This is a genomic window from Streptomyces rubellomurinus (genome assembly GCF_000961885.1).
GTDB classification, from domain to species: Bacteria; Actinomycetota; Actinomycetes; order Streptomycetales; family Streptomycetaceae; genus Kitasatospora; species Kitasatospora rubellomurina.
On the sequence record NZ_JZKH01000034.1, the window covers coordinates 28112 to 43104 of the forward strand.

Annotated in this window: 14 protein-coding genes and 1 riboswitch; of the genes, 8 read left to right on the forward strand and 6 right to left on the reverse strand. The window is 74.4% G+C overall.

The window, feature by feature from the left end:
* Nucleotides 1-23: 23 nt before the first annotated feature.
* Both VM95_RS18030 and VM95_RS18035 read left to right on the forward strand, forming a co-directional pair.
* Complete coding sequence (locus tag VM95_RS18030) at nt 24-1361, forward strand: aminotransferase class I/II-fold pyridoxal phosphate-dependent enzyme (protein WP_045697961.1); 1338 nt, start codon at nt 24-26, stop codon at nt 1359-1361.
* Between the two features lie 159 nt (nt 1362-1520).
* On the forward strand, nt 1521-2723 hold the full coding sequence (locus tag VM95_RS18035) for a GDSL-type esterase/lipase family protein (RefSeq protein WP_244178828.1): 1203 nt from the start codon (nt 1521-1523) through the stop codon (nt 2721-2723).
* A 76-nt stretch (nt 2724-2799) separates the two neighbouring features.
* On the opposite strand, the gene VM95_RS18040 is transcribed toward VM95_RS18035, so the two are convergent.
* Nucleotides 2800-4158 (reverse strand): NAD(P)/FAD-dependent oxidoreductase, encoded by a 1359-nt coding sequence (locus VM95_RS18040; RefSeq protein ID WP_045697963.1) that lies wholly within the window; start codon nt 4156-4158, stop codon nt 2800-2802.
* Nucleotides 4159-4320: 162 nt separating this feature from the next.
* On the opposite strand from VM95_RS18040, the gene VM95_RS18045 reads away from it, so the two are divergent.
* From VM95_RS18045 to purB, 4 genes are all read left to right on the forward strand, one after another.
* Nucleotides 4321-5076 (forward strand): HipA family kinase, encoded by a 756-nt coding sequence (locus VM95_RS18045; RefSeq protein ID WP_045697964.1) that lies wholly within the window; start codon nt 4321-4323, stop codon nt 5074-5076.
* 44 nt (nt 5077-5120) lie between these two features.
* The gene (locus tag VM95_RS18050; RefSeq protein WP_045698046.1) at nt 5121-5504 is read left to right on the forward strand and encodes a DUF3037 domain-containing protein; all 384 of its coding nucleotides are present in this window, start codon (nt 5121-5123) and stop codon (nt 5502-5504) included.
* An 82-nt stretch (nt 5505-5586) separates the two neighbouring features.
* Entirely contained in the window at nt 5587-6042 is a 456-nt protein-coding gene (locus VM95_RS18055; protein ID WP_045697965.1) for a MarR family winged helix-turn-helix transcriptional regulator, read from the forward strand.
* A gap of 123 nt (nt 6043-6165) precedes the next feature.
* A complete protein-coding gene (gene purB, locus VM95_RS18060) occupies nt 6166-7605 on the forward strand; it encodes an adenylosuccinate lyase (protein WP_208615478.1) in 1440 nt (479 codons plus the stop codon).
* A 23-nt stretch (nt 7606-7628) separates the two neighbouring features.
* Here the strand turns inward: purB and VM95_RS18065 are convergent, their stop codons facing one another.
* Nucleotides 7629-9173, reverse strand: a complete 1545-nt coding sequence (locus VM95_RS18065) for an MFS transporter (RefSeq protein ID WP_045697969.1) — start codon at nt 9171-9173, stop codon at nt 7629-7631.
* 311 nt (nt 9174-9484) lie between these two features.
* A riboswitch (cyclic di-AMP (ydaO/yuaA leader) is annotated at nt 9485-9666 on the forward strand.
* 2 nt (nt 9667-9668) lie between these two features.
* Here VM95_RS18065 and VM95_RS18070 point away from each other — a divergent pair.
* Nucleotides 9669-10658: a M23 family metallopeptidase gene (locus VM95_RS18070; RefSeq protein ID WP_045697971.1), complete on the forward strand. Its 990-nt coding sequence runs from the start codon at nt 9669-9671 to the stop codon at nt 10656-10658.
* A gap of 322 nt (nt 10659-10980) precedes the next feature.
* A complete protein-coding gene (locus tag VM95_RS18075) occupies nt 10981-11706 on the forward strand; it encodes an APC family permease (RefSeq protein ID WP_157882137.1) in 726 nt (241 codons plus the stop codon).
* Here VM95_RS18075 and VM95_RS18080 read toward each other — a convergent pair whose 3' ends face one another.
* From VM95_RS18080 to VM95_RS18095, 4 genes are all read right to left on the reverse strand, one after another.
* Complete coding sequence (locus VM95_RS18080; RefSeq protein ID WP_045697973.1) at nt 11707-12426, reverse strand: DUF2470 domain-containing protein; 720 nt, start codon at nt 12424-12426, stop codon at nt 11707-11709.
* A gap of 158 nt (nt 12427-12584) precedes the next feature.
* The gene (locus VM95_RS18085; protein WP_045697975.1) at nt 12585-12992 is read right to left on the reverse strand and encodes a RidA family protein; all 408 of its coding nucleotides are present in this window, start codon (nt 12990-12992) and stop codon (nt 12585-12587) included.
* Nucleotides 12993-13027: 35 nt separating this feature from the next.
* Entirely contained in the window at nt 13028-13777 is a 750-nt protein-coding gene (locus tag VM95_RS18090; protein ID WP_045697977.1) for an IclR family transcriptional regulator, read from the reverse strand.
* Complete coding sequence (locus tag VM95_RS18095; RefSeq protein ID WP_078860081.1) at nt 13774-14904, reverse strand: sugar kinase; 1131 nt, start codon at nt 14902-14904, stop codon at nt 13774-13776. Before VM95_RS18095 ends, VM95_RS18090 begins: the two co-directional genes overlap by 4 nt.
* Between the last annotated feature and the right edge of the window lie 89 nt (nt 14905-14993).

The following is a 14993-nucleotide window of genomic DNA, read 5'->3' on the forward strand; positions in this document are numbered from 1 at the left end:
TGTACTAGTGCATAATCTGGTTTGTGCTAGGAGACTATCCCCTGAAAGGGCGACGCGCCAGCGAAATCGCGGCCCACATCGAACAGGGCGTCAGCAGCGGGCGCCTCGCCCCCGGAACCGCGCTGCCCCCGCTGCGGGACCTCGCCACCGAGCTCGGCGTCAACCCCAACACCGTCGCCGCCGCCTACCGCCTGCTGCGCGACCGCGGCGTGATCGAGACCGCCGGCCGTCGCGGCAGCCGGATCCTGCCCCGGCCCAAGCTCACCCCCCGCGACCAGATCCAGGTGCCCGTCCCCCCGCACGCCCGCAACCTGGCCGACGGCAACCCGGACCCGGCGCTGCTGCCCGACCTGGGCCCGGCCCTCGCGGCCGCCGCCGAGGCCGCCCGGGCCCAGCCGGTCCTCTACGGGCACGTCGCCGTCGAACCCGCGCTGCTCGACCTCGCCCGCGCCTCCTTCGAGGCGGACGGGCTGCCCGGCGGCCCGATCGCCGTCGCCTCCGGCTCGCTCGACATGATCGAGCGCACCCTCGGCGCCTGGCTGCGCCCCGGCGACGCGGTGGCCGTCGAGGACCCGGGCTGGGGCAGCCTGCTCGACCTGCTGCCCGCGATGGGGCTGCGGCCCGCGCCCGTCCGACTGGACGACGAGGGCCCGCTGCCCGAGTCGCTGGCCGCCGCGCTGGCCGAGGGCGCCCGCGCGGTGGTGGTCACCGGCCGGGCGCAGAACCCGACCGGCGCCGCGCTCACCGCGCGCCGGGCCGAGGCGCTGCGGGCCGTCCTCGCCGGGCACCCCGAGGTGCTGCTGATCGAGGACGACCACGGGCACGGCATCGTCGACCAGCCGTACCACCCGCTGGCCGGCTCCGGCCCCCGGCGCTGGACGGTGGTGCGCTCGGCCGCCAAGGCCTACGGGCCGGACCTGCGGCTGTCGGTGGCGGTCGGCGACGCGGAGACCGTCGGCCGGGTCGCCGGACGGCTGCGGCTCGGCGCCGGCTGGGTCAGCCACCTGCTGCAGCGCACCGTCGCCGAACTGTGGCGCGCCGACGCGGCACCGGCGCCGCGGGTGGCCGCCGCGTACCGGGCGCGGCGGGACGCGCTGCTGGCGGCGCTGACGGCGCACGGCATCGAGGCGCACGGGCGGAGCGGGCTGAACGTCTGGGTGCCGGTGGCGGACGAGACCTCCGCGCTGGCCGCGCTGGTGCAGCGCGGCTGGGTCGCGGCGCCCGGCGCGCGCTACCGCCTCCAGTCGCCGCCCGGACTGCGGCTCACCGTGGCCGCGTTGGAGGTCTCATCCGCTGGGCGGCTGGCCGACGATCTCGCGGCCGTGCTGGGAACGGACGGTAGCGGCTCCCGGCTGGTCTGAACCCGCCGGTAACAAACTGGGAAACCTGCTGCACGGGCCTGGCGCCCGGCCGAGTTGTCATGCCATCTTCTTGGCGCCACCGGCCGGCGGCCTTCCCTCACACCTCAGGCGTCTCCCCGCCCCCACTCGCGGGGAGACCGAGCCGCAGGAGCCTTCGCCGTGCCCGAAAACCGTACGAGCATCATCCGCAGAGCCCCTCGACTCGGCAGACGGCTGCTCAGCGCAGCCCTCGCCCTCCCGCTCGCCACCGGCGGCCTGCTGGCCGGCGGGCTGCTGGCCGCCGCGCCCGCCCGGGCCGCCACCGCCCCGAGCGGGCCCACCGCCAGCGTCACCCTGGGTGACAGCTACATCTCCGGCGAGGCCGGTCGCTGGAAGGGCAACTCCGCCGACTCCACCGGCGGCCGCACCGGCACCGACCGGGCCTGGACCGGCAGTTCGTACGACCCGAGCCTGGTCTACGGCACCACCGCCGCGAGCGGGTGCGACCGCTCGGACGTCGCCGAGGTGCTCGGCGCCCCGACCGTCGCGCAGAAGCAGATCAACCTGGCCTGCTCCGGAGCCGTCACCGCCAACGTCTTCCGCGCCTCCAACGGGGGACAGGCCTACAAGGGCGAGGCCCCGCAGGCCGACCAACTCGCCACCGTGGCAGCGCAGAACAACGTCAAGCTGATCACCCTGTCCATCGGGGGCAACGACCTCGGCTTCTCCGACGTCATCTCCACCTGCGTGCAGGACTACCTGGTCTGGTACAGCTACTGCCACGGCTCGCAGCAGTCGGCGATCGACGCGAAGATGCCCGCCGCGATGGCGGGGGTCGGCAAGGCCATCGACGAGATCAGAGCGGTGATGGCGAACGCGGGCTACGCGCAAGGGGACTACCGCCTGGTGCTGCAGTCCTACCCCTCGCCGATCCCGCGCAGCGCCGAGATGCGCTACCCCGAGAGCGGCTGGAGCCGGTCGGACACCGGCGGCTGCCCGTTCTGGAACGGCGACGCCGACTGGGCCCGCGACTCCATGGTGCCGCAGATCTCCACCGCGCTCGCCGGGGTCGCCGCCGGCAAGGGCGTGCAGTTCCTGGACCTGTCCAACCTGCTGCAGGGCCACGAGGTCTGCTCCACCTCGGCGCAGCAGCCGACCGCGAGCACGCCGCCGTCCGCGACCACCGGCGAGTGGGCGCGGTTCCTGGACGGCGGGCTGAACACCACCCAGGGCGCGCTGCAGGAGTCGATGCACCCGAACTACTACGGGCAGCAGGCGCTCGGCAGTTGCCTGACCCTGCTGTGGGCGAAGCCCAGCGGCAACTACGCCTGCCGCAACACGGCCGGGCGAGACGCGAGCGGGATGTACCTGACCGCGCGCTGACCCGCTGCGCCGCCGCTCCCCGTGCGTGCCGCCGCTCCCCGCCCGGTCGGTCGGGCGGGGAGCGGCGGCACGCCGGTCAGCCCTTGGCGAGCAACGCCTGGGCGTGCGACCTGACCTGATCGCGCGTCAGATAGGCGTCGGTGTACTCGAAGTCCTGCAGCCGGGCGGGCTGGCGGGCCAGGAAGCCGGTGCGGACGAAGTCGTCCCCGGCGGTCGCGTTCAGCAGCCAGTTCGCGCCGACCCGGAACTTCGCGGCGTTGGTGCGCATCGCCATCAGGTGGTAGCCGCGCGCCACCAGCTGGGCCGGCACCCCGCGCAGCTCGACGCCGACCGGCTTGGACACCGCGTCCTTGCCGCCGAGGTCGACCACCAGGCCCAAGTCCTTGTGGTAGTACGGCTCCAGGGGCTGGTTGTGGAGCGCGGCGATCACGTTGTCGGCCACCGCGCGGCCCTGCCGGGCGGAGTGCTGGGCGGTCGGCGGGCAGACCGCGCCGTCGCCCTTGGCGAGGTCCGGGACGGCGGCCGCGTCACCCAACGCGAACACGCCCTCGAACTGCGGCACCCGCATCTCGGCCGTCACCGCGATGCGCCCGCGCACCGTCTCCGCGTCCAGGGTGGCGATCAGCGGGCTCGCGGCCACCCCCGCCGTCCAGATCAGCGTGCGGCACGGCAGCACCCGGCCGTCCGTGAACTTGACGGACTCGGCGCCGACTTCGGCCACCGAGACGCCGAGCGACACCTCGATGCCGCGGCCGCGCAGAATCTCCAGCGCGGCCTCGCCGAGCGGGTCGCCGAGCTCGGGCATCAGCTTCGGCGCGATGTCGATCAGGTGCCACTTGATCTGCCGGGCGTCCAGCCGCGGGTAGCGGCGGGCGGCGGCGGTGGTCAGGCGCTGCAGGCAGGCGGCCGTCTCGGTGCCCGCGTAGCCGCCGCCGACCACCACGAACTGCAGCCGCGACTCCCGTTCCCTCTGGTCCAGGGTGGCCGAGGCGAGGTCGAGTTGGGCGATCACGTGGTCGCGGACGTAGGCCGCCTCGGCGAGCGTCTTCATGCCCCGGGCGTAGTCGGTCAGGCCCGGGATGTCGAAGGTGCGGGTGACACTGCCGGGCGCGAGCACCAGGTAGTCGTACTTCTGGGCGACCACCTCATCGGTGATCTTGCGCACGACGCACACCTTGGAAGCCGGGTCCACACCGATCGCCCCGCCGGGGACGATGTGGGTGCGCCGCAGCGAGCGGCGCAGCGAGACCGCCACCGACTGCGGGGTGAGCACGCCGGCGGCGACGTGCGGCAGCAGCGGCAGGTAGAGCTGATAGCTGAACGGTGTGACCAGCGAGATCTCGGCCTCGGAGGGCGCGAGCTTGCGCTCCAGGCGGCGGGCGCACTCCAGGCCGGCGAAGCCGCCGCCCACGATCAGGATCCGAGGTCGTTCCATCGCTCATCCCTTTGCCGTGCGGGTCGTACCGTGAAGGTCCCCTGTTACTGCCCGCCACACTCGCACGGAGCACCGGGGGCTGCCACCGGGGCGGGGCGGAGGAGGGAGGACGGCGGGGCGGAGGAAGGAGGACGGTGCGGCGGGCCGGATAAGCTGTCCGCCGTGCTCCCCGAGGTGACGGCGATCCGCTACGTGACGCCACTGCGAGAAGGCGGCTCGATGCCGGGCCTGGTCGAGGCCGACGACCGGCGGCTCTACGCGCTGAAATGGGTCGGCGCCGCACAGGGCCGCAAGGCGCTGGTGGCCGAGGTGCTCGCCGGGGAACTGGGCCGGCGGCTCGGACTGCCGGTGCCGGAACTGGTGACCGTCGACCTCGACCCGGTGCTCGCCCGCAGCGAACCGGACCACCAGATCCAGGACCAGATGCGGGCCAGCGGCGGGACCAACCTGGGGATGTCCTTCGTCTCCGGCGCGCTCAACTTCGACCCGCTCTGCTTCGAGGTGGACCCCGAACTCGCCGGGCGGGTGCTCTGGTTCGACGCGCTCATCGGCAACGTCGACCGCTCCTGGCGCAACCCCAACCTGCTGGTGGCGACCGGCGGGCTGCGGCTGATCGACCACGGCGCGAGCCTCATCTTCCACCACAACTGGGCCGGCGCCGCCGCCTGGGCGCGCCGCCGCTACGACGCCGCCGACCACGCGCTGCTCCACCACCGGCCCGATCTCGCGGGCGCGGACCGGGAGTTGGCGCCGCTCGCGGAGGCGGCGGTGGCCGACGCGGTGGCGCAGATCCCGGAGGTCTGGCTGGCGGACGAGCCCGGCTTCGACTCGCCGGAGGACGTCCGGGCCGCGTACCGCGACCAGTTGACCGAGCGACTGGCCGGTCCGCGCGACTGGCTGCCGGAGGTACCCGCATGACCGAGCCGCTGTCCGTTCCGTCGTCGTCCGGCGCGCTGCCGGCGGTGATCGAGCGGTACGACTACGAGTACGCGGTGGTCCGCGCGGTGCCGCGGGTCGAGCGCGGCGAGTGCGTCAACGTCGGGGTGCTGCTGTACTGCCGGCAGAGCGGCCACCTGGCCGCGCGCACCCACCTGGACCAGGGGCGGCTGCTGGCGCTGGACCCGGTGGTGGACGTGCAGGGCGTGCGGCGGGCGCTGCAGGGGATCGAGGCGGTCTGCCAGGGCGGCCCCGCGGCCGGACCGGCCGCGGGGGACAACCCCGGGCAGCGGTTCCGCTGGCTGACGGCGCCGCGCAGCGCGATCGTCCAGCCGGGGCCGGTGCACACCGGGCTGACCGCGGACCCGGACGCGGAGCTGCGCCGGTTGTTCGAGCAGCTGGTGCTCTAATGACTCTCGGTGTCGGCGGCGCGCGGACGGTTGCCGTGGTCAAATCTTGAGTTACTGAAGCAGTTCGCCGTACCCTGGCCCCATGGGTTCGACAGCGACGACGACCGTCCCGACCAACGCCGAGCTGATGGAGGTGCTGGCCGCCGTCGGCGCCGCCTACTTCCACGACTTCGCGGCGGCCGCGGCCCGGCACGGGCTCTCCTCCTCGCAGGCCAAGGCGCTGGGGGCGGTGCAGGAGCCGGTGCCGATGCGGGCGCTGGCCGGGCGGCTGGGCTGCGACGCCTCGAACGTCACCGGGATCGTCGACCGGCTGGAGTCCCTGGGCCTCGCCCACCGGGAGGCCGCCGCGGGTGACCGCCGGGTCAAGATCGTGGTGATCACGGCCGAGGGGCGGGAGATCCTGGGCCGCATCCGTGCCGAGATGGCGCGCACCCACCAGGCCTTCGAGGAGATGACCGACGAGCAGCGGATCGCGCTGCACTCGATCTGCGCGCAGGTGCTGCCGGTGCTGGTCGGCCGCTCGGGCGGCGCGCAGTAGCGCCGACGCGGGCAACGTAGGAGCGCCGACGCGGGCGACGCAGGAGCGCCGAGGCAGTGGCGCCATGGCTCTACGGGCGTAGCGTCCTGGCGCCTGCACCGGGCGTGACCTCGGCTGTTAGGCTTGCGAAGCGTGAGCGCGAAGCCCCAGATCCCCAATGTCCTGGCCTCCCGGTACGCCTCGGCGACCCTGGCCCAGCTGTGGTCCCCCGAGCACAAGGTGGTCCTCGAGCGCCACCTGTGGCTCGCCGTCCTGAAGGCCCAGCAGGACCTCGGCGTCGAGGTGCCGGCGACCGCCGTCGCCGACTACGAGCGGGTCGTCGACCAGGTCGACCTCGGCTCGATCGCCGCCCGTGAGCGGATCACCCGCCACGACGTGAAGGCCCGGATCGAGGAGTTCAGCGAGCTCGCCGGCCACGAGCAGATCCACAAGGGCATGACCTCCCGGGATCTGACCGAGAACGTCGAGCAGCTGCAGATCCGCCAGTCCCTCGAGCACGTCCGGGACCGCACGGTCGCCGTCCTGGTGCGCCTGGCCGACCTGGCCGCCCAGCACTCCGAGCTGGTCATGGCCGGCCGCTCGCACAACGTGGCCGCGCAGGCGACCACCCTGGGCAAGCGCTTCGCGTCGATCGCCGACGAGCTGCTGGTCGCCTTCCGCCGCCTGGAGGAGCTGATCGCCCGCTACCCGCTGCGCGGGATCAAGGGCCCGGTCGGCACCGCGCAGGACATGCTGGACCTGCTCGGCGGGGACACCGAGAAGCTCGCCGAGCTGGAGCGCCGGGTCGCCGCGCACCTCGGCTTCGAGAACGTGCTCACCAGCGTCGGCCAGGTCTACCCGCGCTCGCTGGACTTCGAGGTGCTGACCGCCCTCGTCCAGCTGGCCGCCGCGCCGTCCAGCCTGGCCAAGACCATCCGCCTGATGGCCGGCCACGAGCTGGTCACGGAGGGCTTCAAGGAGGGCCAGGTCGGCTCCTCCGCGATGCCGCACAAGATGAACACCCGCTCCTGCGAGCGCGTCAACGGCCTGGCCGTCATCCTGCGCGGCTACGCCTCGATGACCGGCGAGCTGGCCGGCGACCAGTGGAACGAGGGCGACGTCTCCTGCTCCGTGGTGCGCCGGGTCGCGCTGCCGGACGCCTTCTTCGCCTTCGACGGCCTGCTGGAGACCTTCCTGACCGTCCTCGACGAGTTCGGCGCCTTCCCCGCCGTGATCGAGACGGAGCTGGACCGCTACCTGCCGTTCCTGGCCACCACCAAGGTGCTGATGGGCGCGGTGCGCGCGGGCGTCGGCCGGGAGACCGGCCACGAGGTCATCAAGGAGCACGCCGTCGCCTCCGCGCTGGCGATGCGGGCCGGCGCGCGGGAGAACGAGCTGCTGGACCGGCTCGCCGCCGACGAGCGGATCCCGCTGGACCGGGCCGCGCTGGACGCGCTGCTGGCCGACAAGCTGTCCTTCACGGGCGCGGCCGGGGCGCAGGTCGCCGAGATCGTCCGCCAGGTGGAGGCCGTCGCGGCCGCGTACCCGGCGGCCGCCAAGTACGCGCCGGCCGACATCCTCTGATCAGGACGGCCCCTGACGGTTCGTCAGCTGGTCGACGAGGGCCCTGCCGCCGTTCCGGTGGCGGGGCCCTCCGGCGTCCGGGCGCGGCCGGGATCGAGCGGCGGGGTGGTGGTGCCGCAGGGCCACTCGCAGTTCGGCTCGGCCACCGGGTGCTCCTCGTCCTCGGGGGCCAGGACGTTGCCGCGCACGGTCGCGAAGGCGATCAGGCCGCCGGTGGCCAGCAGGCCCGCGCAGATCAGCATCGCGGTGCGGAAGGCGGAGTTCACCGAGGACGGCACCCGGTAGGCGTCGCCGCTCAGCCCGGCCAGCGCCGGGAGGGCGGCCACCGCGAGCAGGCCGGCCGCGCGGGCGGCGGCGTTGTTGACGCCGCTGGCGATGCCCGCGTGCCGCACCTCCACGGCGGCCAGCACCGTCGCCGTCAGCGGGGCGACCAGCAGCGTCATGCCGGAGCCCATCACGGTGACGGCGGGCAGGACGTCCAGCCAGTAGGAGGAGTGCGGGCCGGTGCGCAGCATCAGCAGCACCCCGGCGGCGCAGAGCAGCGGGCCGAAGGTCAGCGGCAGGCGCGGGCCGATCCGCTTGCCGAGGCGCCCGGCGCGGGCCGAGAACAGCAGCATCAGCACGGTGATCGGCACCAGTGCGAAGCCGGAGACCAGCGGGGAGAAGCCGGAGACGATCTGCAGCTGCACCACCAGCAGGAAGAACACCCCGCTGAAGGCGGCGTAGACGCAGAGGGTGACGAGGTTCACCGCGGTGAACAGCCGGGAGGAGAACAGGCCGAGCGGCAGCATCGGGTCGGGCGTGCGGCGCTCGACGGCCAGGAAGGCCGCGCCGAGCACGAGGCCGAGCGCGCCGGAGATCCAGACGGCCGGGGACAGGCCCTCCCCGGCGGCCGTCAGCGCGAAGGTGATCGCGCCGAGGGAGAACGCGGCCAGCAGCGCGCCGGGCACGTCGAAGCGGCCGCTCGCGCTCTCGTCCCGGCTCTCCGGCACGTACCGGGAGGTGACGGCGATCACGGCGGCGGCCAGCGGCAGGTTCAGCAGGAAGATCCAGCGCCAGCCGGGGCCGTCCACCAGCCAGCCGCCGAGGAACGGGCCGACCGCGGCCGACACCCCGCCCAGGCCGGACCACAGGCCGACCGCCGGCGAGCGGTCGTCCGGGTGGAAGACGGCCTGGAGCATGGCGAGCGAGCCGGGGGTGAGCAGGGCGCCACCGATGCCCTGGACGGCGCGGGCGGCGATCAGCACCTCGATGTTCGGCGCGGCGGCGCAGGCCGCGGAGGCGGCGGCGAACCAGACCACGCCGAGCAGGAACACCCGGCGCCGGCCGTACCGGTCGCCGAGCGCGCCGCCGAGCAGGATCAGCCCGGCGAGGGTGAGGAGATAGGAGTTGAGCGTCCACTGCAGGGACGCCAGGGAGGCGCCGAGGTCGGCGCCGATCCGCGGCAGCGCGACGTTGACGACCGTGCCGTCGAGCATCGCCATGCTGGAGCCGAGCACCGTCGCCAGTAGTACCCAGCGACCCTGCGCGGTGCCCAGGCGCAGGGTGCCGGCCTCGGAGGTGGCCACGGCCCGATCCTGCGCCCCGGGGGGCGTGCGTGACAAGGGTCACCGGGAGGTGTGTCGACGGCGACGGCGGGTGGTCGCGCGCCTGCGGTGCGTGGACGAGTTCGGCGCAGGGTCGTGGATCAGTGGCGCCCGGTGAATGGATTGTGCACGCACGGTGTGGTGAGTCATGCGGAGGGTCACCGCGGGCGAGGCGGCCGCCCGCCGTTCGGGAGATCGACATTGCTTCACCCGAACGGATGGGTTTTAGTTCAGCGACCGACCGGCCAGCCCGGACGGATCCGCCGGGTGGAACGCCGAGTCCTGCCGCTGCCCGGTGGCTCGCACTGAACTCTGTACGGCAGGAGCGGGGGACCCACAGGTAAGTCGCCGGACCGGTGTCCGCGTGTTCGACGCGCGGACGGCCAGGACCGGCTTGGGGTGAAGCCGCACTTGTGGCCGGGCAACTCCAGCCCGAACCCGACAGCTCACCTCGCAGGCGTCGGAGAGGAAACTTCCATGCCTGCTCAGGCTCGTCGTATCACCCTGCCCCGCGCCGCCCGGATCGGCATCGCCACCGCGGTCACCGGGGTCTCCTTCGCCCTCCCGCTGGTCACCGTGGTGAGCGCCCAGGCCCACACCGCGCACACCGCCCCGGCTGCTGCCGCTGCCGCCGTCGCTGACGCCAAGCCGGCCGCCCCGGCCGCCGCTTCCGCCTCCGCGGACGAGAGCTACCGGGTCGTCAGCGGTGACACCCTGTCGAAGATCGCCGACGCCAAGCACGTCCAGGGCGGCTGGCAGGCGCTGTACGAGCGCAACCACGCGGTCGTCGGTGCCAACCCGAACCTGATCTTCCCGGGCCAGCAGCTCGTCGTCGCCGGCCACGCCGCGGCTCCGGCCGCTCCGGCCGCCCCGGCCGCTCCCGCTGCCCCGGCCGCTCCGGCCGAGAAGCCGGCCGCGCCGGCCCAGAAGCCCGCCGCCGCGCCGCAGGGCGACCTCCAGGTCACCACCGAGAACGCCAAGCCGGGCGCCCAGCTGCAGACCCAGGCTCAGGTCGCCGCCCCGGCGCAGGCCGTCACCGCCGCCCCGGTCGCCGCCACCTCCGGCTTTGTCGCGCCGCTGGCCAACCCGGTGCTCGGCGAGGCCTACGGCGTCGCCGGCTCGATGTGGGCCTCCGGCCACCACACCGGCCAGGACTTCGTCGCCTCCACCGGCACCCCGCTGCGCGCGGTCGCCAACGGTGTCGTGGTCAAGGCCGGCAACGGCGGCGCCTACGGCAACGAGGTCGAGATCAAGCTCGCCGACGGCCACTACGCGCAGTACGCGCACCTGTCCGTCATCGGCGTGAAGATCGGTCAGACCGTCACCGTCGGCCAGCAGCTCGGCCTGTCCGGTGCGACCGGCAACGTGACCGGCCCGCACCTGCACTTCGAGATCCGCACCGGTCCGGAGTACGGCTCGGACATCGACCCGGTCGCCTACCTGCGGGCGCACGGCGTCGCGCTGTAACCCCTCCGGGTTCAGGAACCACCGCCGGTGCGGGGCGAATCGGCCCTCCGGGATGGTCATGTCGGGTGACCGCTCGACCGGATGACCGCTGCACCGGTGGACATGGGCGCGGGACACGCCCAGGCCGGCCCGGCCTCGCGAGACTTTCCTCGCGTGGCCGGGCCGGCCGCTTTCGCGTTCGCGGGGCCGGCCGGCTCTCGAACGCGGCGTCAACTTCGGTGCGGCGCGGCTTGCGAGGCGTTCGGCGGCGCGCCGATGCTGTCGGTCGTCAGTGCCCGGCCCGGTCCGGCGGGCGGGCGGGCCGGGCGGACGAGGAGGCCGGATGGCCGTACGGGGTATGGACGCGGTCGGCGGGTCGGGCGCGGTCGGCGGGGCACGCGGGATCGACCGGTTGAAGGCCGATTCGGTCGGCCTGCCGGGCGTGGTGTTCATGGCCGTCGCCACGGCCGCCCCGATCACCGCGATGACGGGGAACCTGCCGATCGTCGTCGGGCAGGGCAACGGGGTCGGCGCGCCCGCCGCGTACGTCGTGGCGACCGCGGTGCTCACCGTGTTCTCGGTCGGGTACGTGGCGATGGCCCGGCACATCACGGCCGCCGGCGCGTTCTACGGCTACGTCTCGCACGGGCTCGGCCGGGTCGTCGGGATGGCCTCCGGGCTGCTCGCGGTGCTGGCGTACATCGTGTTCGAGGCCTCGGTGCTCGGCTTCTTCGCCTACGCGCTGCGCGGGCTGGTGCGTGCTCAGCTGGGGGTGGAGCTCGGCTGGGGCTGGTACGCGCTGTTCGGGCTGGCGGCGATCGGGGTGACGGCCTGGTTCGACCTGCACCTGACGGCGAAGGTGCTCGGGGTGGCGCTGGTGCTGCTGGTGCTCAACCGGGGCGCGGCGGCCGGGGTCGCGGCGGGCACCCTGCTGTTCCGGCTGATCCCGTACCTGGTGGTCGGGGTGTTCCTGGGCGGGATCGGGCTGGCGCTCGCGGTGCGGTGGCGGCGGCCGGAGCTGTACGCGCGGCTGGGGCGGATCGTGCTGGAGGACGCCGTCGAGCGGTGACTACCGGTGGCGGGTCGGCAGGCCGTACTCGGCCGCGGTGAGCAGCTCGTGCATCCGGTGGCCGAAGTCCTCGGTGTCGCGGGCGGGTTGGGGGAAGACCAGGCGGACGTCGCGGTGGCCGTCCGGGTGGTCCAGGCGCAGCACCAGGCCGTGGCGGTCCAGGGCGAACGGGCGGACCTCGGGGTGGCGGGCGAGCAGGGCCGGGTCGAGCAGGCGGGTGAGGACGGTGAGGGCGTCGGGGTGCTCGTCGGCGAAGTGGGTGAGCAGCGCGGCCTCGTGGCGGGCCAGCGGGTCGGGGGCGGCGAGGGCGAGGTCGGCGGCGGTGAGCGCGCCGGTGCCGTACGGGGTGGCGAGGACGGCGTGGGCGACGTCGACGCGCAGGTGGACGCCGAGGCCGTTGTCGGCGAGGTGGGCCAGGTGCAGTCGCCCGGCCAGGGTGAGGCGGGCGCGGATGCGGTCGCGGACGGCGACCGGGGCGACGTCGGTGACGTCCAGGACGACGGCGAGGCCGCCGGTGGCCCGGGCGGCGGCCGAGGTGAGCGGGGCGTCCAGCGGGGCCCACAGCCGCAGGCGGGAGCCGTGCACGCTGATCGGGGTGTCCAGGTCGTGCTGCTCGCCGAGGGCGCGGACGGTGAGCGAGGAGGCCGTGTCGAGCAGGCTGAGGGCCCGTTCGGCGGTGGTGGGCTCGGGCGCCTCGGCGTCGCCGGCGGGCAGGGTCATGGCGGACCTCCAGTAAGTTAGGTGAGCCTAACCTAATGTCCGCGTGGGGGTGTGGCAAGTGGGTGTGGGGGCGCGCCGAAGGGCCCGGGCGGCGTGTGCGCCCGGGCCCTTCGGGGGTGGGGTCGGGAGATCGGGTGGGGGCGGGAGATCGGGTGGGCTCAGGAGATGACGGCCTGGGCGTCGATCTCGACCAGCATGGGCTCCTGGGGGAGTTCGACGAAGACGGTGGTGCGGCAGGGCTTCACGCCGCCGGGCTCGATGTTCTCGTCGATGAACGCGGCGTAGACCTCGTTCATCAGGGGGAAGTCGGCGCGCTTGGTGAGGTAGACGCGGAACATCACCACGTCCTCGATGGTCGCGCCGCCGGCCTCGACGATGGCCTTGACGTTCTCCAGGGTGCGGCGGGTCTGCGCCTTCACGTCGCCGGGGTGGAGGTACTCGCCGGTGGCCGGGTCCTGCGGGCCCTGGCCGGAGACCTGGAGGATCGGGCCCTTGCGGACGCCCTGGGAGAACATCCAGGCCGGGGCGGGGGCGCCGTCGGTGCGGATCTCGACCTTGTCGGACATGGGGCTCCTTGGCTGCTTCGTGAAGTGATGGTGCGTCAGGTCTGGTCGGGGCGGCCGCAGTCGGCGGAGACGGCGCGGGTGGTGGCGAGCAACTGGGGAAGCAGATCCAGCACCTGCTCGTACGGGAGGACGACGTCCGGCACGGAGAGGGAGGCCGCGGCGACGACCCGTCCGGTGGCGTCGCGGATCGGGGCGGCCACGCAGTTGATGAACGCCTCGTGCTCGGCGTGGTCCTGCGCCCAGCCCTGGGCGGCGACCTGCTCCAGCTCGGTGAGCAGCGCCTCGGGGGTGGTGAGGGTGCGCGGGGTGTGGGGGGTGAAGTCGATGCCGGCCACCACCCGGCGGCGTTCGGGCAGTGGCAGGTCGGCGAGCAGGACCTTGGAGACGGCGGCGCTGTGCAGGGCGGCGCGCAGGCCGATCCGGGAGTACATCCTGACCGGGTGGCGGGAGTCGAACTTGTCGATGTAGACGACCTCGCCGCCCTCGTACGCGGCCAGGTGGACGGTCTGGCCGGTGGCGGCGTTGAGTTCGGCCAGGTGCGGGGCGGCGATGCGGCGGATGCCGCGCTGCTCCAGGGCGAGGCCGGAGAGGGCGAACAGGCCGGCGCCCAGGTGGTAGCGGTAGGCGGCGTCGCGGTAGACGAACCGTTCCTCCTCCAGGCTCTGGAGCAGGCGCAGCACGGTCGTCTTGTGGACGCCGAGCACCTCGGCGAGCTGGTCGAGGGAGCGCTCGCCCTCCCCGAGTTGGGCGAGGATGCGCAGGGCGCGGGTGACGGTCTGGCTCATCGGGCTCGGCTCCGGGGGTCGGGGATGCCGCTCATTGTGCCCGGGCGCGGGGAGTGTTCGGCGTCGGGTAGGGCGGGGGAGGTGATGCCGTCGGCGGTGACGCGGGTGGCGGCCCAGTCCGCGGCGGAGGCGGCGAGCAGGGCGGCCGCGACGGGGGCGGGCGGCAGCTCGGCCTGGTCGCCGGGGGCGGTCAGGGCGCAGGCAGCGCTGAGGTGGCCGAGCCGTAGCCGTCCGCGCTGGTCGAGGCCGCGGAGGGTGCCGGCCAGGTAGCCGGCGGCGAAGGCGTCGCCCGCGCCGGTGGCCTCGACCACGTCGACGGCGAGGGCGGGTTCGGTGACCGCCGTGCCGTCCCGGTCCAGGGCGGTGACCTGGCGGGCGGCGTCCTTGACGACGACGGTCGCGGGGGTGGGGAAACGGCGGCGCAGGGTGGCGGGGTCGCCGGTGCCGAAGGCGTCCCGCGCCTCGTCGGCGCCGAGCAGCAGGACGTCGGCGGCGTCCAGCAGCGGCGGCAGCACGGCCGGGTCGCGGTCGCGCCACAGCGCCGGGCGCCAGTTGAGGTCGAAGCTGACCAGCCGTCCGGGCCGGCGCTCGGCGAGCAGGGCGCGCAGCAGGGCCAGGCAGTCGTCGGAGAGGGCGGCGGTGATGCCCGAGAGGTGCAGCAGCCTGGCCCCGGCGAGCAGTCGGGCGGTGGCCGGGTCGGCGAGCAGGGCGGGGGAGAGCGCGGCGGCGGCGGAGCCGCGGCGGTGGTAGTGCAGGCGGCTGCGGCCGGGGCCGAGGTCGTGGCGGTGGCCGGTGGCGCCGCCGACCTCCTTGAGGTAGAGGCCGGTCGGGCGGTGCGGGTCGACGGAGACGGCGGAGACGTCGACGCCGCGGGCGGCCAGTTCGGCGAGCAGGCGGCGGCCGAAGCCGTCGTCGCCGACGCGGCTGATCCAGGCGGCGGGCACGCCGAGGGCGGCCAGTGCGCCGGCCACGTTGGACTCGGCGCCGCCCACGGACAGCCGGAAGGTCTCCACGGCCTCCAGCGGGCCGGGGCGGTCGGGGAGCAGGACGGCCATCGACTCGCCCACGCACACCGCGGCCGGGGGAGGGCCGGGGCGGGGCGGGGCGGGGGTGTCGTGGCTCGGCATCTGCGGGGCTCCTCGTCTGCGGCGCTTCGGCGCCGGGACCGGCTGAACCTCCCGCGCCGGTCGAGGCGTTGATCAAGGACCGACCGGCG

Coding starts and splice junctions, on each gene's coding strand:
- VM95_RS18040 (WP_045697963.1), bottom strand. CDS start 4,158: ATGGAACGACCTCGGATCCTGATCGTGGGCGGCGGCTTCGCCGGCCTG.
- VM95_RS18055 (WP_045697965.1), top strand. CDS start 5,587: ATGGGTTCGACAGCGACGACGACCGTCCCGACCAACGCCGAGCTGATG.
- VM95_RS18070 (WP_045697971.1), top strand. CDS start 9,669: ATGCCTGCTCAGGCTCGTCGTATCACCCTGCCCCGCGCCGCCCGGATC.
- VM95_RS18075 (WP_157882137.1), top strand. CDS start 10,981: ATGGCCGTACGGGGTATGGACGCGGTCGGCGGGTCGGGCGCGGTCGGC.
- VM95_RS18080 (WP_045697973.1), bottom strand. CDS start 12,426: ATGACCCTGCCCGCCGGCGACGCCGAGGCGCCCGAGCCCACCACCGCC.
- VM95_RS18085 (WP_045697975.1), bottom strand. CDS start 12,992: ATGTCCGACAAGGTCGAGATCCGCACCGACGGCGCCCCCGCCCCGGCC.
- VM95_RS18090 (WP_045697977.1), bottom strand. CDS start 13,777: ATGAGCCAGACCGTCACCCGCGCCCTGCGCATCCTCGCCCAACTCGGG.
- VM95_RS18095 (WP_078860081.1), bottom strand. CDS start 14,904: ATGCCGAGCCACGACACCCCCGCCCCGCCCCGCCCCGGCCCTCCCCCG.